Here is a 19040-nt window from a genome sequence, read left to right as displayed (position 1 = left end):
CGACGATCCCAACAACAAAGACATCTGGGGAGACACGAACCATGCGAGCAAGGCTCGGGCTGACCGTCACGCTGGCCGCCGCTTCGATGCTGGCGAGCCTCACCATCGCCAAGGCCGACTTCTGGTCGGACGCGGGCGCGCCCTACAAGGGCCTCGTCCTGCACGGCATCACCGAACGCACGCCCTCCTCGAACTATGCCAAGGAGGAGCTCGCCGCCGCCTTCGAGAAGGCGACCGGCATCAAGGTCGATTTCGAGACCACGTCCTGGGACCAGATGTTCGACAAGTCCATCAAGGACATGGAGGCCAAGACCGGCATCTATGATCTGGTCTATATCGAGCAGGACATCATCTACAGCTATCTCTCGCGCAGCTTCCTCGTCGACCTGACCAAGACGCTGGCCGACAATCCGAAGCTGGCCGCGCCGGACTTCGACACCAAGAGCTTCACCAGCTTCATCAACTATTTCAAGGATCCGTCGAACGAGCACCTCTACGGCGTGCCGATGGAAGCCTTCATCAAGCCCTATCTCTACCGCAAGGACCTGTTCGACGACCCGAAGGTGCAGGCCGCGTTCAAGGCCAAGTACACCTACGACCTGGCGCCGGCCACGACGCACCAGCAGTATCGCGACATCGCCGAGTTCTTCACCCAGTGGGGCCGGGATAATGACGAGGAGCTGTGGGGCACCACGGTGCAGGCCTCCTCGGGCCATCCCGCCTCGGTCTACGAGGTGCTGGAGAGCGTCTGGCCGACCTTCGGCGTCTACAACTGGGGCATCGACGCCTCGAAGAACTATGCCGCCAGCGTCGCCAATGGCGGCACCATGAACAGCGACAAGGCCAAGGCCGGGCTGCAATGGTGGCTCGACAACCTCAAATACGCCCCGCCGGAATCCACCTCCTCGACCTGGGACGAGGTCGCCGCCACCTTCGCCGCCGGCCGCGCCGCCCAGGGCCTGGTCTATGGCGAGAACACCGCCTGGATCGCCACCGACGACAGCCGCTCCAAGGTGGTCGGCAAGGTCGGCGTCGCCCTGCCGCCGCTCGCCGAGGGCGTCAAGGCCGAGGCCGAGGCCGGCAAGGGCTATGTCGGCTATTTCGACGGCGGCGCCTACGGCATCCCGGTCACCTCCAAGAACAAGGAGGCGGCGCTGCTCTTCCTGCAGTTCATCGGCCAGGCCTCGGTGCAGCCGGACTGGGCGGTGAAGAGCGCCCGCATCACGCTGACCTCGACCTATGACGACCCGGCGGTGCAGGAGCAGGACAAGAAGCTCAACGGCTACTACACCCTGATGAAGCAGACCGGGAACCTGTTCGCCGGCGCTCCGCCCTACCCATTCCACGCCCAGGTGCGCGAGGCGATCTCGCCCTTCTTCTACGAGGCGATCACCGGCCAGATCACCGCCGGCGACGCCCTCGACAAGGCCGCCGCGGCGGCCGAGGCCGAGCTCGGCAAGCTCGGCTACCGCAAATAGGCCTGCGGCGGGGCGGTTCCTCCCGCCGTCCCCGCCGCAGCGGGACCGGGGCGCGCCCACCGCCCCGGTCCCCCCTTCCCGGCCGCGCCCCGGCGCGGCGCCCGAGGTTTCGGCCTCGCTCAGGCGATCAGGCAGCGACGACATGCGTTCCCAGCTGACGGGCTGGCTCCTGCTGGCACCCACGCTCGCCATCCTGGTGGTGTTCGGCGTCGTGCCGTTCATCTACGTCATGGCGGTCAGCTTCACCGATTGGAACGCCTTCTCGGCGACTCCCTATCCGGTGTTCAACGGCGTCGAGAATTACCGCCGGCTGATGTTCGACGGCCAGTTCCTCTATGCGATCTGGCTGACGCTGAAGTTCACCGTCTTCGTGGTCCTCAGCGAGCTCATCCTCGGCTACCTCCTGGCCCAGCTGCTGATGCGCGACTTCCCGCTCAAGGGCCTGTTCCGCACCGTGCACACCCTGCCCCTGATGGTGGCGCCCATCGCCGTCGGCGCGACCTGGCGGCTCCTCACCGTGCCGGGCCTCGGGCCGCTGCCCTACTATCTCGACCGCTGGTTCGGCATCGACTTCCGCCTCGGCTCCCACCCCGACCAGGCCTTCTACACGACCGTCGCCATGGACGTCTGGCACTGGACGCCGCTGGTGACGCTGACGCTGCTGGCGGCGCTGTCCTCCCTGCCGCGCGAGCCGTTCGAGCAGGCGCAGATCGACGGCGCCAGCCGCTTCCAGATCTTCCGGCACGTGACGCTGCCGATGCTGAAGCCGGCGATCCTGGCCACCGTGTTCATCCGCCTGATGGATGCGCTGCGCACGGTGGACGAGGTGTGGATGCTGACCGGCGGCGGCCCGGGCGCGGCGACACGCTATATCGGCCTCTACATCTGGCGGGTGGTCTTCCCCAAGACCGACTATGGCTACGGCGCCGCCATGTCGCTCCTGACGCTCTACCTCACCATCGTGATGTGCTGGCTGCTCTATGCCGGCCTGATGGCCCGCCGCGACCTCAAGGAGGCGGACTGATGCCGCGCGACCGCCACCGCCTCGTCTCCGTCTGCTTCTGGGTGGTTGCCAGCCTGGTGACGCTGTTCCCGATCTACTGGATGTTCGTGGTCTCGGCCAAGAGCCGGGTCGAGCTGTTCGGCCGGCCGAGCTTCCTGATCAAGAGCTTCTTCACCGACAACTACCTCTCGACCCTGAACGACCCGGTGTTCCAGAAATACATGATCAACTCGCTGGTGATCGCCACGGCGAATGCGATCCTGGTCACGATCCTCGCCCTGTTCGCCACCTATGCCCTGTCGCGCTTCAAGCCGGCGGGCCGGGAGAACATCTTCTTCTGGACCATCACCAACCGCATGGCGCCGCCGGCGGTGTTCCTCCTGCCGCTGTTCCTCCTGTTCACCCAGACCTTCGCCTTCGGCGACTGGAAGCTGTTCGACACCAGGATCGGGCTGATCCTGCTCTATTGCGTGTTCAACCTGCCCTTCGCCATCTGGACCATGCGCGGCATCGTCGACGGCATCCCCAAGGAGCTCGACGAGGCGGCGATGATCGACGGCGCCAATACCTGGCAGGTGCTGACCCGGGTGATCGTGCCGCTCGCCCGGCCGGGCCTCGCCGTCACCGCCATCCTGACCTGGGTGTTCGCCTGGAACGAGTATCTGTTCGCGGCGACGCTCACCAGCGTCAACGCCCGCACCATCACCACGGGCCTGGCCGAATTCGTCACCGTCACCGGCACCAACTGGGGCCAGATGGCCGCCACGGCGACGCTGACGCTGCTGCCGGCGCTGGTCTTTCTCGGGCTGGTCCAGCGCCATATCGTGGCGGGCCTGACATTCGGCGCGGTCAAGGAGTAGCGTCATGAGCGACAGCGACCACGAGCCGGGCGCGGAGCCCGCCAGGACGGGCTTCCTGCCGATCCGCACCAATGCGTTCGACCGGGTGTTCATCGCGGTGGTGGCGTTCGTGGCGCTGCATCTGTTCTGGATGCGCTTCCTCGAAGCGTCGATTCCGCTCACCGTCGCGACCGTCCTGTCGGTCGCCATCGGCGTCCTGATCGTCGCGCGCGGCTGAGAGTTGCTGAAAACGGAAGGTCCCCATGCAGGACTACGATTACATCGTCGCCGGCGGCGGCAGCTCGGGCTGCGTCACCGCCAGCCGGCTGGTGCGCGATTTCGGCGCGCGGGTGCTGCTGATCGAGGCCGGGCCGGAGCGCTCCAGCCCGATCCTGGCCATGCCGGCCGGCTACATGAAGTTCCTGGCGAGCGACGCCTATCTCACCATGCACAAATCCGTGCCGCAGCCCCAGCTCGACGGCCGCGCCCCGATCATCCCGCAGGGCCGGGTGCTGGGCGGGGGCAGCGCCGTCAACGCCATGGTCTATATGCGCGGCCAGGCCGCCGATTATGACCGCTGGGACCGCGGCATCGGCCAGGGCTCGGGCTGGAGCTATCGCGACCTCCTGCCGCATTTCAAGCGCCAGGAGGACAACGACCATCTCGCCGGCGACTTCCACGGCGTCGGCGGCCCGCTGAAAGTGTCCCATCTCGGCCATCACTGCGCCATGAGCCGGGCCTTCGTGAAGACGGTGCAGGGGCTGGGTTACCCCCACAACCCCGACTTCAACGGGGCGCAGCAACGCGGCGTCGGCTTCATGCAGCACACGATCGACGGCGCCACCCGCCGGCGCTGCAGCGCCCGCGACGCCTTCATCGCCCCGCTCATGGGCGATCCGCGCCTCACCGTGCTCACCGGGGCCAGCGTCACCGGGGTGATCGTCGAGAACGGCCGGGCGCAGGGCGTGCGCTATGTCCAGGCCGGCCAGGAGAAGACGGCCCATGCCGCGGCCGAGGTGATCCTCACATCCGGCTCCTACATCACGCCCAAGCTCCTGATGCTCTCCGGCCTCGGCCCGGCCGACCATCTGAAGCAGCACGGCATCGCGGTGAAGGTTGACCTGCCGGGTGTCGGGCAGAACCTGCAGGACCACCACGAGGTGCCGGTCATCGCCGCCGCGAACGGGCCCTATGGCTATTTCGGCCAGGACCGCGGGCTGAAGATGCTGCGCAACGGCCTGCAATATCTCCTGTTCAAGTCAGGCCCGGTGACCACCACCGGCGTCGAGGCCTGCGCCTTCATCGACCCCGAGGAGAGCGGCGAGGAGGGCACGGTGCAGCTCTATTGCGTGCCGACCGTCTATCTCGACCGCGACATTTCCGGCATCGCCCCCCGCGAGGGCGTGACGCTGACGCCGGGGGTGATGCGGCCGAAGGCGCGCGGCTCGGTCAGGCTGCGCTCGGCCGATCCGGCGGCGCCGCCCCTGGTCGACTGCAACTTCTTCGGCCATCCCGACGACCTCAAGCTGCAGGTGGCGGGCCTGCGCTTCGCCCGCCGGATCATGGCGGCCTCGCCGATGCGCGAGATGCTCACGGGCGAGCTCTTCCCCGGCCCGGACAAGGTCTCGGACGCCGAGCTCGCGTCCCATTGCAAGCGCATGGTCAAGACCACCTACCACCCCGTCGGCACCTGCCGCATGGGCGCGGACGAGGATGCCGGCGCGGTGCTCGACACCAGGCTGAGGGTGCGGGGGGTGGAGAAGCTCAGGGTGTTCGACCTCTCGATGATGCCGAGCATCACCTCCGGCAACACCAACGCCCCGGCGATGGCGATCGCCGACCGGGCGGTGTCGCTGATGATGGGGTGAGGGCGGGATACCAGCACGGCTCCAGGCCCGATTGTCGCAGGAATAGTGTCGACGAAGGTCGGCCATTTCCTGTCACCCGGCTAAGGTCGCGTGGATGGCCGGGTCGAGCCCCATAGGCGCTGAGATAAGCTGAGGAGCGGTATCGAAGAGCGGAGACGGGGCGGAGGGAGGCGCAACAAGCCTTCCCCACGAAGCTGGGGAAGGTGGCCCGACGAAGTCGGGTCGGATGGGGTGTGGTCGGCAGGGCTCGCCACCTGCAAACCCTTGCACCAACAGGATGTGCAAGCCGAACACCGCCTCAGACTTGCGCGCCACACCCCATCCGCCGGCCTTCGGCCGGTACCTTCCCCAGCCACCCATCTCGGGTGTTCCCGAGATGGGCCCTCTAACGAGCAAGTCGGATGTATCCGACTTGCGTGGGGAAGGCTTGGGTCGCGCCTCGTTCTGCACGCCTTGAGCCCTCTGCCACGTCCTTGCTGGTATCTTAGCGCGTATGGGGTCGAGCCCGGCCATGACGGAACGGTTGCGGGAGGATTGCTCATGGTTGCACCGACCGCGGCCGTCATGGGCGGACTTGTTGTTCCGCCCATCCGGGCGAACAGCTGAGCGAGCAGGCAAGACCTCGACAGGCGACGGCCCAAGCTGCCACGGTATTGCTGCGCCCGCAGGTCCGGAATCCGCTTGACAGTCACCCGCCGCTCCCATTCTCTGAATAGAGTATCATAAACGTTTAGGAGAGGATTTGTGCCGGCACCGCGTCGTCCGACACTGCGGGAGGTCTCGGCGGCGGCGAAGGTGTCGCTCTACACCGCCTCGCGTGCGCTCGGCGCCCATGCCGGCGTGGCGGAAGAGACGCGGCGGACCGTGCTGAAGACCGCCGAGGACCTCGGCTACGTCCCCAATCGCCTGGCGCGCAGCCTCAAGCATGCCGACAGCCACACCCTCGGCGTGCTGACCGCCAACAACGCCAACCTGTTCTATGCGAGCCTGGTCAAGGGCGTGGAGAAGGCGGTGCAGCCGCAGGGCTATGACTGCTTCGTCGCCGACGCCTTCGAGGACGGGGTCTACGACGCGGCGCGGGAGACCCGGTTCGTCGCCGCGCTCCTCGAGCAGCGCGCGGCGGGCATCGTGCTCACCTATGTGCCGACGGCGCAGAACATGCGCACCCTGTCGGACTGGCGCATGCCGCTGGTCTTCGTCGACTGCCTGCCGCCCGAGGGCTTCGAACGCTTCCCCTCGATCGCCACCGACAGCCGGCTCGGCAGCCATGCCGTCGGCCGCCACTTCGCCGCTCACGGCTATCGCTCCTGGGCCTTCGTCGGCCATACCCCGACCTGGACCAGCCGCTTTGCGCGCGAGGCGGGGCTGCGCGAGGCCGCGGCGGACTGCGGGGCGGAGCTTGCCGTGATCGAGGGCGGCAACGACAGCCGCACGGCTTGCGCGGCGATGCGCGCCTTCCTGGGCGCGCGGTCGCGGGCCGACTGGCCGCGCGCCGTCTACGCCTCCAACGAGCCGCTGCTCAACGGCGCCCTGCGGGCGCTGCGCGAGCAGCGCGTGCGCATTCCCGAGGAGATGGCGATCGTCGGCTTCGACGACTTCCCCTGGGCCGACCTGCTCGATCCGCCGCAGACGGTGGTGGACCAGCAGATCGACGAGCTCGGCCGCCTCGCCGGCAGCAGGATGCTCGCCGCGCTGGAGGGCGTCCCGGACGAGGGGGCGCTGCGCCTGCTCGCCGCGCCGGTGCTGCGCATCCGCGCCTCCTGCGGCGGCCCGGTCGCCGGTGCCGCGGTGTCGGCGGGGTGAGCGGCACGGGGAGGTGTCCGTGCGTTCTCCTAAACGTTTAGGAAACGGCCTGCCGCGGCAGGCGCGAAAAGGGAGGAAGTGGACATGGCCCTGGTCCTGGGACTGAACAGCGGATCGTCCTTCGACGGCATCGACGCCGTCCTGGTCGAGATCGAGAACGGCGCGGACGGCTATCCCGCACGGCCGAAATTCATCGCCGGCAACAGCTATGCCTGGCCGGACGCCGTGGCCGAGAAGGTGCTGCGCGCCTTCGACAACACGCTGAGCCTGTTCGAGCTTTGCCGGCTCAACTACCTTGCCGGCGCGGTCTATGCGGAATCGGCGCGCGCGCTGATGCGCGAGCTCTCGATCCGGCCCGAGCAGCTGGAGGTCATCGGCTATGACGGCCAGACCATCTACCAGGAGCCGCCGGACCACACCCGCATGGCCGCGTTCCGGGACGAGGAGAACCTGGTGGCGCGCTGGCTCGACGGCCCCTATCCCTGCGGCCTGCAGATCGGCGAGCCCGCCATCGTGGCGGCGGCCTGCGAGACCATCGTGGTCACCCAGTTCCGGCCGATGGACCACGCGCTGGGGGGCACCGGCGCGCCGCTGATGCAATATCTCGACTATGTCGCCTTCCGCGACGTCGGCCCGGTGCTGACGCTCAACATCGGCGGCATCGCCAATTGCCAGCTCGCCGACCGCGACCGCGGCCGGATGATGGCCTTCGACACCGGCCCCGGCAACGTCATGCTCGACCATGTCGCCAGGGCCCGGCTCGGCAAGCCCTACGATGCCGATGGCGCCGCCGCGGCGCTGGGGCGCATCGACCAGGGCCTGCTCGACACGCTGCTCGCCCACCCCTTTTTCCACCGGCCGCCGCCGCGCAGCGCCTGGCGCCTCGACTTCGGCGCCGGCTATGCCGACGCGCGCATGGCCGAGCACCCGCATCTTTCGGCCGAGGACCTGCTGGCCACCTTCACCGAGTTCACGGCGATCGCCATCAGCCGCTCGATCCGCGACCACGTCGAAGGCCTCGGCCGGATCGACGCGCTGCTGGCCAGCGGCGGCGGCACCCGCAACGGCTTCCTGATGCAGCGCCTGGCGGCACACCTGCCGTCCTCGCTGCGCCTGGCGAGGTCCGACGAGTTCGGCATCCCCGCCGCCTACAAGGAGGCGATCAAGTTCGCCACCCTGGCCCACGCCACGGTCAACCACCTCGGCAACAACATCCCCGCGGCCAGCGGCGCCAGCCGCTTCGGCATCCTCGGCAAGATCGCGCTGCCGCCGCGCCTCGCCCGGGGCGTCTGAGCCGCGCGGCCCCGGCGGCGAGCGGGCGCGAGCCGGACGACCGCAGCGCCCGCGCACCCGAAAGGGATGGGTTGCGCAAACGTTTCGATGGTCCTACTCTCCACGGCAAGGCACCCGCCACGCCGTGGATCGAGAGTGCCGTCCGGGAAACGCCGATCGGGAGGGGTGCGTGCGCGCAGCGGCCCTGAGCAGGATGTCTTGTCGCCATGGCGACGATCGTTGAGGTCGCCCGCCTCGCGGGTGTCTCGGTCTCGACGGTGTCGCACGTCGTGAACCGGACGCGCTACGTGGCGCCGGCGACGGCACGGCTGGTGACCGAGGCCATCGCCGACATCGGCTACCAGCCCAACACCATCGCCCGCTCGCTGAAGACGGCCTCGACCAGCAGCGTCGGCCTCGCCATCTCGGCGATCTCCAACCCCTATTTCAGCGACATCATCTGCGCCGTGGAGGCCGAATGCGCCCGGCTCGGCCTGATGGTCTTCCTCTCCGACACCCAGGACGACCCCGACACCGAGCTCGCCGTGGTGCAGGCGCTGCATCGGCGCCGCGTCGACGGCGTCATCCTGGCGCCCTCGGCCGCGCCGCAGCGCACCCTCGACCATCTCCACGCCAGCCGCGTGCCCTGCGTGCTGATCGACCGCCTGCCCGATGCGCGCTTCGACCAGGTCGGCGTCGACAATGCCGGCGCCATGCGGCTGCTCGTCGACCATGCCGTCGCTTTCGGGCACCGGCGCATCGGCTTCGTCGCCGGCCATCCCGGCTTTGCCACCACGCTGGAGCGCATCGAAGGGTTTCGAGCCGCGCTGGCGGCGCACGGCCTCGCCTTCGATCCCGCCACCGTGGCGACGGGCAGCGCCACCACCGCGGCGGCGGCCGCCGCCGCCCACGCGCTGCTGTCGCTGCCGTCGCCGCCCAGCCTGATCGTCACCGGCAACAATCTCGCCACCATCGGCGCGATGCGCGCCATCCGCGAGCGCGGGCTCGCCGTGCCGGCCGACCTGTCCCTGGTCGGGCTCGACGATTTCGAATGGGCCGACTGCTTCGAGCCGCGCCTCACCCTGGTGGCCCAGCCCTGCGAGGAGATCGGCCGCCAGGCGGCCGCCCTGCTGGTCGAGCGCATCGCCCGTCCCGACGGGCCGCGCCAGACGGTGCGCCTGCCGCCGGCGCTGCGGCCGCGCGCCTCGTGCGGGAGCCCGGCATGAACGCCCCGCTGCTCGCCATGACCGGCGTGGTCAAGAGCTTCGGCGGCGTGCAGGCCTTGCGCGGCGTCGACTTCGACCTGAAGGCCGGCGAGATCCATGCCCTGCTGGGCGAGAACGGCGCCGGCAAGTCGACGCTGATGAACGTGCTCGCTGGCGTGCATGCGCCGGACGAAGGGGCGATGGCGATCGACGGCGCGCCGGTGCGCTTTTCCAATCCGCGCGAGGCGCAGGCCGCCGGCATCGCCACCATCTTCCAGGAGCTCGACCTGGTGCCGGGCCTCGACGTCGCCGCCAACCTGTTCCTCGGCCGCGAGCTCACCCGCCCCGGCGGCTTCCTCGACGTGCCGGCGATGCGCCGGCAGGCGCGCGAGCGGCTCGAGGCGCTGGACCTCGCCATCGACGTCGAGCGGCCGGTCGGCGAATTGTCGATCGGCCATCGCCAGGTCGTGGCCATCGTCAAGGCGCTGTCCTACGCCTCGCGCGTGCTGATCATGGACGAGCCGACCGCGGCGCTGACGGTCGGCGAGGTCGAGCGCCTGTTCGCGATCATGCGCCGGCTCAGCGCCGGCGGAGTCGGCATCGTCTACATCTCCCACCGCCTGGAGGAGGTGCCCGAGATCGCCGACCGCGTCACCGTCATGCGCGACGGGCGCGTCGCCGGGGAGACGCGGCCGGATGCGCCGCAGGCCGAGCTGGTGCGCCTGCTGGTCGGCCGGCCGCTCGAGGAGCTCTATCCCCGGCGTGCCGGACGGGTCGGCCGGCGCCTGCTGCATCTGAGGGACGCGCGCTTCCGCCCGGTGCGCGAGCGCGCCGGCTGGCAGGCGCCGCGGCGCATCTCGCTCGACGTGCACGAGGGCGAGATCGTCGGCCTCGCCGGGGTGATGGGCGCCGGCCGCACCGAGCTGCTCAGCGCCCTCTACGGCACGGGCCTGGCCGGGCGCTGGGACGGCGGCGTCGAGGTCGACGGCCGGCCGGTCCGGCTCGAGTCGATCCGCGCGGCGCGGCGGGCCGGCATCGCCTTCGTCACCGACGACCGGCGCGGCGGCGGGCTGATGCTGCGCATGGCGGTCGCCCGCAACCTGGTGATGTCGGTCATCCCCAGCATCTCCCCCGCCGGCTTCCTGTCGCCGGCGCGCGAGGGCGAGGCGGTGCGCCGGTCCTTCGGCCAGTTCGACATCCGGCCGCGCCGCCCCGAGATCGCGGTCGGGGCGCTGTCCGGCGGCAACCAGCAGAAGGTGGTGCTGGCCAAGGAGATCCTCGGCGATCCCCGGCTGCTGCTGCTCGACGAGCCGACCCGCGGCGTCGACGTCGGCGCCAAGGGCGAGATCTATGCCCGGCTGCGCGAGCTCGCCGGCCAGGGCCTCGGCATCCTCGTCGCGTCGAGCGAGATGCCCGAGCTGGTGGGCCTGTGCGACCGCATCGTCGTCCTGCGCGAGGGCTGCAGCGTCGCCGCGTTCGAGGCCGGCGCCGACGAGCACGCCATCCTCGCCGCGGCCAACGGAAAGGCTCCCGATGTCCAGCCCTGACGCCTCCGCCCGCCCGAGCCCGGTCGCGCCGGTCAAGCGCCGCGATCCGCTCGCCCTGGTGGTGCGGTTCCAGAGCCTGATCGGCCTGGTGCTGGTGGTGATCGGCGGCATCCTGTTCTCGCCGCGCCGGCACGGCGTGATCCTGTTCCTGGCGCCCGACAACATCGCCAACATCGTCCGCGCCGTGTCGGAGACCGGCATCATCGCCATCGGCATGACCTTCGTCATCATCACCGCCGGCATCGACCTCTCGGTCGGCGCGCTGCTGGGCCTGTCCAGCGTGGTGACGGCGACGATGATGATCTCGGCCGGCTGGGGGCTGGTGCCGACCCTGCTCGCCGTGCTCGCCGCCGGCGTCGCCTTCGGCGTGGTGCAGGGCTCGATCTCGACCCGCTTCCGCCTCGAGCCCTTCATCGTCACCCTGGCCGGGCTGCAGGCCGCCCGCGGCCTCGCCCTGGTGGTCTCGGGCAACCAGTACATCAACATCTCCTACGGCGAGGGCCCTGGCCTGGCGCCGCCGATCTTCGCCCATCTCGGCGACCGGCTGTTCAACAACACCGTCCCGGTGGCCACCATCGTGTTCGTCGTCTTCGCCGCCATCGCCACGATCGTGCTCAACACCACGCGCTTCGGCCGCTACGTCTTCGCCGTCGGCGGCAACGAGCGGGCGGCGCGGCTCTCGGGCGTGCCGGTCTCGGCGGTGAAGATCAGCGTCTACGCCATCACCGGCTTTGCCGCGGCGCTCGCCGGCATCGTCCATGCCGGCCAGTTCAATTTCGGCAGCGCCAATGACGGCGCCGGCTACGAGCTGACCGCCATCGCCGCCGTGGTGATCGGCGGCACCAGCCTGTTCGGCGGCGCCGGCTCGATGGTCGGCACCGTCGCCGGCACCATCATGCTCGGCGCGCTCGCCAACGTGCTGCAGCTCAACAACATCACCCCCGCCCTGCAACTGCTCGCCACCGCGGCGATCATCGTGCTGGCGGCGGTGCTGCAATCCCTCGTCCGCCGCCGCGAGGGCCTGATCCGTTAGGCGGCGCCCCCGACCTCCCGGAGCCGGCGCCGCCGGCTGCCGGGGGCCATGACAAGCAAGAGTCGAGCGCTCGCGCATCGACAAGGAGGACGCATCATGGACGCGATCACAAGAGGACGGCGGGCCATCCCCGCCGCGCTGCTCGCCGGCACGATCCTGGCGACAGCCGGACCGGCGCTCGCCGCCGATCCGCTGGTCAAGGCTTGCTCGAAGACCGGCGAGTTCGTCATCGGCTTCTCGCAGGCCAACAATGCCGAGCCCTACCGCCAGCACGTCAACGACGAATTGACCGCCGCGGCCAAGGCGGTGCCGCAGTTCACGCTGCAGATCGCCGACGGCGCCGGCAACGTCAACACGCAGACCTCGCAGGTCGACAACTTCATCACCCAGAAGGTCGACCTTCTCCTGATCTCGCCCTTCGAGGCGGCGCCGCTGACCCCGGCGGTGAAGCGGGCGATGGAGGCCGGCATCCCGGTGATCGAGCTCGACCGCAAGACGGTGGGCGATCCCGGCAAGGACTACACGGCCTTCATCGGCGGCGACAACTACAAGATCGCGCTCGAGGCGGGCCACTACACCGCCAAGACGCTGCTGCCCGACGGCGGCCAGGTCGCGGTGCTGGAGGGCCTGCCGAGCTCGACCCCGGCGGTCGAGCGGCTGAACGGCTTCAAGGACGGCGTCAAGGACAACGGCAAGATCGAGGTGGTGGCCGAGCAGGCCGCCGACTGGCTGCCGGACAAGGCCCAGACCGCCTTCTCGGCCATGCTGCAGGCCCATCCCGACATCAAGATGGTCTATGCCAGCAACGACATGATGGCGGCGGGCGCCCGCCTCGCCGCCAAGGGCGCGGGCAAGGAGGTGAAGATCATCGGCACCGACGGGCTGCCCGGCCCGGCCGGCGGCATCGAGGCGGTGGTCCGCGGCGAATGGGCGGCGACCTTCACCTATCCCACCGGCGCCAAGGAGGCGATCGACATGGCGAAGGCTATCCTGCTCGACTGCGCCCCGTCGGTCGATACGGTGGTGACGGTGGCGACGACAGCGATCACGCCGGAGAACGCCAAGCAGATGGCGGGGAAGTAGGGGCCGCCGAGAGCCTCACCCGCGACGTTAGCCGTTCCCTTCCCCCTTGTGGGGAAGGGTCAGGGATGGGGGTCCATCAGGACAGAGCGCGGCGTGTGTCGCAGCGCGCCCTTTGCAGGCAGATCCGCCTCATTCTGTACGACCCCCACCCTTTATCCCTCCCCACAGGGGGGAGGGAAGGCACAGGCGTCGAGCCTCATTCCCTGACGGTGCGTCTCGCACGTCAGGATATCGGTTGTCCTCAAGCTCCCCCGAACCGCTGCCGCAGCTCCTCCACCTGCTCGCCCGTGAGCGGCCTGATGGCCGAGCCGCGCAGCAGCAGGAAAAGCTTGGCCGTCTCCTCCAGCTCCTCCGTCGCGTACATGGCATTGTCCAGGCTGGTGCCCGACACCACCGGGCCATGATTGGCGAGCAGCACCGCGTGGTGCTCGCCGGCGAGCTTCTCCACCGCCCTCGCGAGGGTCTCGTCGCCCGGCGGATGGTAGGGCACCAGCGGCAGGCGCCCGACGCGCATGACGTAATAAGCCGTGATCGGCGGTAGGCAGTCGTGCGCGTCGATGCCGTGCAGGCAGGACACCGCCACCGAATGGGTGGAGTGGAGATGCACGACGGCCTCGCAGCTCGGCCGCTTGGCGTACATCACCCGGTGCAGGAAGGCCTCCTTGGTCGGCTTGCCCCCAGCCACATGCCTGCCTTCGGCGTCGAGCTTCGACAGGCCGGCCGGGTCGAGCTCGCCGAGCGAGGCGTTGGTCGGCGTCATCAGCCAGCCGCCGTCGGGCAGGCGCGCCGAGATGTTGCCGGTCGACCCGAAGGTCAGGCCGCGGCGGAACAGCGAGGCGCCGCAGGCGCAGATGCGCTCGCGCAGGGCGGATTCCGTGGTGGCGCTCACGTGAGGAACCTCCAGGCCTTGAGGAAGAAGTCGGGCGTGCCGAAATTGCCGGACTTGAGGGCGAGGGCCACGGCCGGCCCCGACAGGCTGAGGGTCCAGGGCACGCCGGGGTCGATCTCCGGGCCGATGGCGAGCGCCCGGACGCCGAGGGCGGCGACCACCGCGCCCGAGGTCTCGCCGCCGGCGACGAGGAGGCGGCGGAAGCCCGCATCCGGCAGGGCGGCGGCCACGGCGGCGAGGAGGTCCTCGACGAGATGGCCGGCCTTGTCGCGGCCGAGCCGCGCCTGCACGGCATGCACCGCCTCCGGCGCGTCGCTGGAATAGACCAGCGGCGTCGTGGCCGCAGGCTGGGCGGCGAGCCAGGCGGTGACGGCGGCCGGCGTCAGGGCGCCGTCGGCGATGGCGAGCGGGTCGACGCGGAAGGCGGGCACGCCGGCGGCGATCGCGGCCTCCACCTGCCCGCGCGTGGCCGCCGAGCAGGACCCGGCGAGGATGGCGGCGCGGCCGGGCGGGGCGGCGATCGCCGGCGCCGGCGGGGTCAGCGCCGCGATCAGGCCAGCGTCGCGATAGGCGGCGGGCAGGCCGATGGCGACACCGGAACCGCCGGTGACGAGCGCCAGATCGGCCGCAGCCGCGCCGATCGATCGCAGATGCGCATCGGTGATGGCGTCGACGATGGCGATGGCACGGCCCGCCCGGCGCTCGCGGTCGAAGGCCCGGGCGATGGCCGCGGAGCCAGCCTCGACATCGGCGAAGGCGACATGGCCGACCGCGAGGCCGGTCTGGCGCTGCAGCACGCGGCGCAGGTCGGAATCGCGCATCGGCGTCAGCGGATGGTCGCGCATGCTGCTCTCGGCGAGCGGCACGCCGTTGACGAAGAGATGGCCCTGGTAGATCGAGCGCCCGTTGGCGGGGAAGGCCGGGCAGGCGAGGGTGAAGTCGGCGCCGAGCCGCCGCAGCAGGGCCTCGGCCACGGGGCCGATATTGCCCGCATCGGTGGAATCGAAGGTCGAGCAATATTTGAAGAACAGGCGCCGGGCGCCGGCCCCGAGCAGCCAGTCGGCGGCGGCGAGCGACTGGGCGACGGCCTCGGCCGCGGGAATCGTGCGCGATTTGAGGGCGACGACCACGGCATCGGCCTGACCGAGGTCGAGGCCGTCGGGCGGCAGGCCGGTGGTCTGCACCGTGCGCAGGCCTTCGCGCGACAGCATCAGGGACAGGTCGGTGGCGCCGGTGAGGTCGTCGGCGATGCATCCAAGCAGCATGGAATGTCCTTGCAAGGTCAGGCGGTGGCGCCGGGCAGGAGCTCGAAGCCGACATCGGTGGCGGCTGGCACGGCGAGCCCGTCGAAGCGGTCGAGCACCGCCTGGCCGGCGCAGCGGCCGATCTCGTAGCGCCGGGTCAGCACCGTGGTGAGCGGCTGGGGCAGCGCCTGGCCCATGTCGAGGCCGTTGAAGCCGGCGATGGCGAGGCTGGCGGGCACGGCGATGCCCGCGGCCATGCAGTGGAACACGCCGCCGATCGCCATGTCGTCGTTGGAGAAATAGACCGCGTCGATGCCGCCATGCGCGTCGCGCAGCGCGGCGAGCGCCGTGCGCCCGGCCGGCACCGAGGAGGGGCCCGGCACGATCACCTCGCCGGCGAGACTCGCCCCGGCCTGGCGGATGGTGGCGAGGAAGGCCTCGCGCCGCCTGCGGGCACGCAGGTCGCGCTCGAGGTCGTGCCCGACATAGCCGAAGCGCCGATAGCCGCGCCCGAGCAGGAAGGCGGCCGTCTCGCGGCCGGCCCGGGCATGCGACATGCCGACGGCGATGTCGATGGGATCGCCGTCGATGTCCATCACCTCCACCACGGTCAGGCCGGCATGGGCCAGCATGTGGCGGCTGTCGGGCTCGTGCTCGCAGCCGGTGACGATGAGGGCGGCCGGGCGCCAGGACAGGAGCGCGCGGACGAGATCGCGCTCGGCGTCCAGCCGGTAATCCGTGACGCTGACGACGGCCCGGAAACCCCTGCCGGAAATGGCGTCGTGCAGGCCGCGCAGCACGTCGGGGAAGACGATGTTGCCGAGCGAGGGAATGATGATGCCGATGAGGTCCGAGCCGGCCGAGGCGAGCGAGCCGGCGATGCGGTTCGGGACGTAGCCGACCTTGCGGATGGCGGCCTCGACCCGCCGGCGCGTCTCCTCGGCGATCGCCCCCTTGGCGCGGATGACGCGCGACACGGTGATCTCGCTGACCCCGGCCTCCCGCGCCACGTCGGTGAGCGTGAACGCCGATTGCTGGAACCCCCGCCGTCCCTTCAAGGCAGACTCCTGTTCGACGCGGCGACGATTTCCCGGCCCGACGGCTTGACGAGCCCCGCGTCCTGTCGGCAAGAATGGAGTGTTAGCGCTGTCATTGCAATCGTGATTTTCGGGCGGCGCCGTCCCGGCTGCGGCAAAAGAGGTGGGATCATGACGTCATCGAAGCAAGGGCCGGGCGCCGCGGCGCTGACGGTCGGCGTCGTCGGCCTGGGATCGATGGGCTACGGCATGGCCGGGTCGCTCGCCCGGGCCGGGTTCGCCGTGACCGGCTTCGACACGCGTCCGGCCGTGGTGGCGCGCTTCGCCGCCGAGCACGGCGCCGGCGCCGCCTCGGCGGCCGAGGCCGCCGCCGAGGCTGACGTGGTGGTGGTCGTGGTGGTCAATGCCGACCAGACCCGCCAGGTGCTGCTCGGCGAGGGCGGCCTGCTCGCGGCGATGAAGCCCGGCGCGGCCGTGGTGTCCTGCGCCACCATGGCGCCGGAGCGGGCGCGCGAATTCGCCCGGGCGGTCGAGGCGGCCGGCCGGCTCTATGTCGACGCGCCGATCAGCGGCGGTGCCGTCCGCGCTGCCGAGGGGGCGCTGACCATCCTCGCCTCGGGCACGCCGGCGGCGCTGGCCAAGGCGCGGCCGGCGCTCGAGGCGATGGCGGCCAAGCTCTACGTCCTCGGCGACGAGCCGGGCATCGGCGCCTCGTTCAAGATCGTCAACCAGCTTCTCGCCGGCGTGCACATCGCCGCCGCCTGCGAGGCCATCGTCTTCGCCAGGCGCCTCGGCCTCGACATCGCCAGGGTCTATGAGGTGATCACCGCCTCGGCCGGCAATTCCTGGATGTTCGAGAACCGGATACCGCACGTGCTCGAGGGCGATTACTCACCGCGCAGCGCGGTGGAGATCTTCACCAAGGACCTCGGCATCGTCGCCGACATCTCGCGCTCGGAGAAATTCGCGACGCCGATTGCGTCCTCGGCCCTGCAGATGTTCCTGATGACGGCCGCGGCCGGCATGGGCGGCGACGACGACGCCTCCGTCGCCCGCCTCTATGCCCGGATCGCGAGCCTCGAGCTTCCCGCCGCCAAGGAGTGAGCCATGCCGCGCTTTGCCGCCAACCTGACCATGATGTTCGGCGAATGGTCCTTCCTCGACCGCTTCGCCGAGGCCGCCGAGGCCGGCTTCACCGCCGTGGAGTTCCTGTTCCCCTATGAGCACCAGCCGGCCGAGATCGCCGACCGGCTGGAGCGCAACGGGCTCGAGCAGGCCCTGTTCAACCTGCCGCCCGGCGACTGGGCGGCGGGCGAGCGCGGCCTCGCGGCGCTGCCGGAGCGCGCAGCCGAGTTCCGCGACAGCGTCGCCCGGGCGCTCGACTATGCCCTGGCGACCAAGGCCAGGCGTCTGCACGTGATGGCGGGCCTGGCGCCGAGCGGTTCGGCCGAAGCGGGCGCCGCCTATCGCGAGGCGCTGCGCCATGCCTGCGCCGCCGCCGCGCCGCACGGCATCGACATCCTGATCGAGCCGCTGAACAAGCGCGACATGCCCGGCTATTTCCTCGACGATTTCGGCATGGCGGCCGACATCATCGCCGAGCTCGGCCTGCCCAACCTCAAGCTGCAGTTCGACATCTATCACCGCCAGATCCTGCATGGCGACGTGACGCGCGGCCTGGAGGCGCTGCTGCCGATCACCGGCCACATCCAGATCGCCTCGGTGCCGCTGCGCCAGGAGCCCGGCACCGGCGAGCTCGACGACGCGCGCCTGTTCGCCACCCTGGACGAGCTCGACTATGCCGGCTTCGTCGGCTGCGAGTACCGGCCGCGGGCGGGCACGCTGGAGGGGCTCGCCTGGTTCGTGCGGGCGCCGCGACGGTAGGGGGCGGGGGGCCGACAGTTTCGGGCTCAACGCCAGCCAATCCCTTCCCCCTTGCGGGGAGGGGTAAGGGATGGGGGTCCATCAGGATAAGGTGCAGAACGTTGTCCAGGGCGCCTTTTGCGAACCGACCCGCTTCATCCTGCGGGACCCCCACCCCGTACCCCTCCCCGCAAGGGGGAGGGGATTGGCCAGCGTCGCGGCCTCCCGTCCTGTCTCACCCCACGCTCGCCGCCATCGCCTGCAGGATCACCACCGCCGAGGCGGCGCCGGGGTCCATGTGGCCGAGGGCGCGCTCGCCCAGGCGCGAGGCGCGGCCCTTGGAGGCGATCATGGTCTTGGTGGCCTCGGCGCCTTCGGCCGCGGCGGCGACGGCGGCCTGCAGGCAGCCGGCGAGGGGCGCGCCCGCAGCCGCCGCGGCCTCGATCGCCTCGGCTGCCGGCAGCCAGGCGTCCATCATGGTCTTGTCGCCGCGCTCGGCCTTGCCGCGATCCTGCATGCCCTTCGCCATGGCGACGACCGCGGCGACCATGCCGTCGCGGTCGACCGTCCTGCGGCCCTTCAGCGCCGCGCCGGCGCGCATGAACGCCGTGCCGTAGAGCGGGCCGGTGGAGGCGCCGACGGCGTTGAGGAAGGTCTTGGCCGCGGTGTTGAACACCGCCGTCGGGTCGGCCGAGGCGGGATCGAGGCCGGCCAGGGCCTCGTTCACCGCGCCGAAGCCGATGCCCATGGTGACGCCGTGGTCGGCGTCGCCGATGACGCCGTCGAGCTCGGAGAGCCGGTCCCGGTCGGCTTCGATCGCCGCGGCGATGGCGTTGAACATGCCGACGAGGTCGGCGGCGCTGAGTTCGGTCATGG

General features: G+C 70.5%; 17 protein-coding genes. 13 read left to right on the top strand and 4 right to left on the bottom strand.

Going from position 1 to position 19040, the window contains the following annotated elements:
* The first annotated feature begins 41 nt into the window (after positions 1-41).
* The 11 genes from QO011_RS03860 (at position 42) to QO011_RS03810 (ending at position 13131) form a co-directional block, all read left to right on the top strand.
* The gene (locus tag QO011_RS03860; RefSeq protein WP_370881895.1) at positions 42-1478 is read left to right on the top strand and encodes an extracellular solute-binding protein; all 1437 of its coding nucleotides are present in this window, start codon (positions 42-44) and stop codon (positions 1476-1478) included.
* A gap of 142 nt (positions 1479-1620) precedes the next feature.
* Positions 1621-2502, top strand: a complete 882-nt coding sequence (locus QO011_RS03855; RefSeq protein WP_307267933.1) for a carbohydrate ABC transporter permease — start codon at positions 1621-1623, stop codon at positions 2500-2502.
* Positions 2502-3341: a carbohydrate ABC transporter permease gene (locus QO011_RS03850; protein WP_307267930.1), complete on the top strand. Its 840-nt coding sequence runs from the start codon at positions 2502-2504 to the stop codon at positions 3339-3341. Before QO011_RS03855 ends, QO011_RS03850 begins: the two co-directional genes overlap by 1 nt.
* A 4-nt stretch (positions 3342-3345) precedes the next feature.
* Positions 3346-3558, top strand: a complete 213-nt coding sequence (locus QO011_RS03845; protein WP_307267927.1) for a DUF2160 family membrane protein — start codon at positions 3346-3348, stop codon at positions 3556-3558.
* A gap of 25 nt (positions 3559-3583) precedes the next feature.
* Positions 3584-5188: a GMC family oxidoreductase gene (locus QO011_RS03840; protein WP_307267925.1), complete on the top strand. Its 1605-nt coding sequence runs from the start codon at positions 3584-3586 to the stop codon at positions 5186-5188.
* A 744-nt stretch (positions 5189-5932) separates the two neighbouring features.
* Positions 5933-6991, top strand: coding sequence for a LacI family DNA-binding transcriptional regulator (locus tag QO011_RS03835; protein ID WP_307267921.1), 1059 nt, complete (start codon positions 5933-5935; stop codon positions 6989-6991).
* Positions 6992-7075: 84 nt separating this feature from the next.
* On the top strand, positions 7076-8284 hold the full coding sequence (locus QO011_RS03830) for an anhydro-N-acetylmuramic acid kinase (protein ID WP_307267918.1): 1209 nt from the start codon (positions 7076-7078) through the stop codon (positions 8282-8284).
* 206 nt (positions 8285-8490) lie between these two features.
* Positions 8491-9489, top strand: a complete 999-nt coding sequence (locus QO011_RS03825) for a LacI family DNA-binding transcriptional regulator (protein WP_307267915.1) — start codon at positions 8491-8493, stop codon at positions 9487-9489.
* Positions 9486-11015 carry a sugar ABC transporter ATP-binding protein gene (locus QO011_RS03820; protein ID WP_307267912.1) on the top strand — a complete coding sequence of 510 codons (1530 nt, stop codon included), beginning with the start codon at positions 9486-9488 and terminating at the stop codon, positions 11013-11015. The genes QO011_RS03825 and QO011_RS03820 overlap by 4 nt, the downstream gene beginning before the upstream one ends.
* Positions 11002-12048 carry an ABC transporter permease gene (locus QO011_RS03815; protein WP_307267909.1) on the top strand — a complete coding sequence of 349 codons (1047 nt, stop codon included), beginning with the start codon at positions 11002-11004 and terminating at the stop codon, positions 12046-12048. Before QO011_RS03820 ends, QO011_RS03815 begins: the two co-directional genes overlap by 14 nt.
* A gap of 96 nt (positions 12049-12144) precedes the next feature.
* Positions 12145-13131, top strand: a complete 987-nt coding sequence (locus tag QO011_RS03810) for a substrate-binding domain-containing protein (RefSeq protein WP_370881894.1) — start codon at positions 12145-12147, stop codon at positions 13129-13131.
* 241 nt (positions 13132-13372) lie between these two features.
* Here QO011_RS03810 and otnC read toward each other — a convergent pair whose 3' ends face one another.
* From otnC to QO011_RS03795, 3 genes are read right to left on the bottom strand one after another with little or no spacing between them, the layout of a single operon-like run.
* Positions 13373-14020, bottom strand: a complete 648-nt coding sequence (otnC, locus tag QO011_RS03805) for a 3-oxo-tetronate 4-phosphate decarboxylase (protein ID WP_307267903.1) — start codon at positions 14018-14020, stop codon at positions 13373-13375.
* The gene (otnK, locus tag QO011_RS03800) at positions 14017-15285 is read right to left on the bottom strand and encodes a 3-oxo-tetronate kinase (protein ID WP_307267900.1); all 1269 of its coding nucleotides are present in this window, start codon (positions 15283-15285) and stop codon (positions 14017-14019) included. The genes otnC and otnK overlap by 4 nt, the downstream gene beginning before the upstream one ends.
* A gap of 17 nt (positions 15286-15302) precedes the next feature.
* On the bottom strand, positions 15303-16322 hold the full coding sequence (locus QO011_RS03795) for a LacI family DNA-binding transcriptional regulator (protein ID WP_307267898.1): 1020 nt from the start codon (positions 16320-16322) through the stop codon (positions 15303-15305).
* A gap of 150 nt (positions 16323-16472) precedes the next feature.
* Here QO011_RS03795 and ltnD point away from each other — a divergent pair, with 150 nt between their 5' ends.
* Both ltnD and otnI read left to right on the top strand, forming a co-directional pair.
* Positions 16473-17405, top strand: a complete 933-nt coding sequence (gene ltnD / locus QO011_RS03790) for an L-threonate dehydrogenase (protein ID WP_307267893.1) — start codon at positions 16473-16475, stop codon at positions 17403-17405.
* A gap of 3 nt (positions 17406-17408) precedes the next feature.
* Entirely contained in the window at positions 17409-18185 is a 777-nt protein-coding gene (otnI, locus tag QO011_RS03785; RefSeq protein WP_307267891.1) for a 2-oxo-tetronate isomerase, read from the top strand.
* A gap of 214 nt (positions 18186-18399) precedes the next feature.
* On the opposite strand, the gene dhaL is transcribed toward otnI, so the two are convergent.
* Positions 18400-19038: a dihydroxyacetone kinase subunit DhaL gene (gene dhaL / locus QO011_RS03780; protein WP_307267887.1), complete on the bottom strand. Its 639-nt coding sequence runs from the start codon at positions 19036-19038 to the stop codon at positions 18400-18402.
* Positions 19039-19040: the final 2 nt, after the last annotated feature.

This window comes from Labrys wisconsinensis (genome assembly GCF_030814995.1).
Taxonomy (GTDB): Bacteria; Pseudomonadota; Alphaproteobacteria; order Rhizobiales; family Labraceae; genus Labrys; species Labrys wisconsinensis.
Note: the sequence above shows the minus strand (reverse complement) of the source record. Positions and strands in the feature narration are given on the sequence as shown.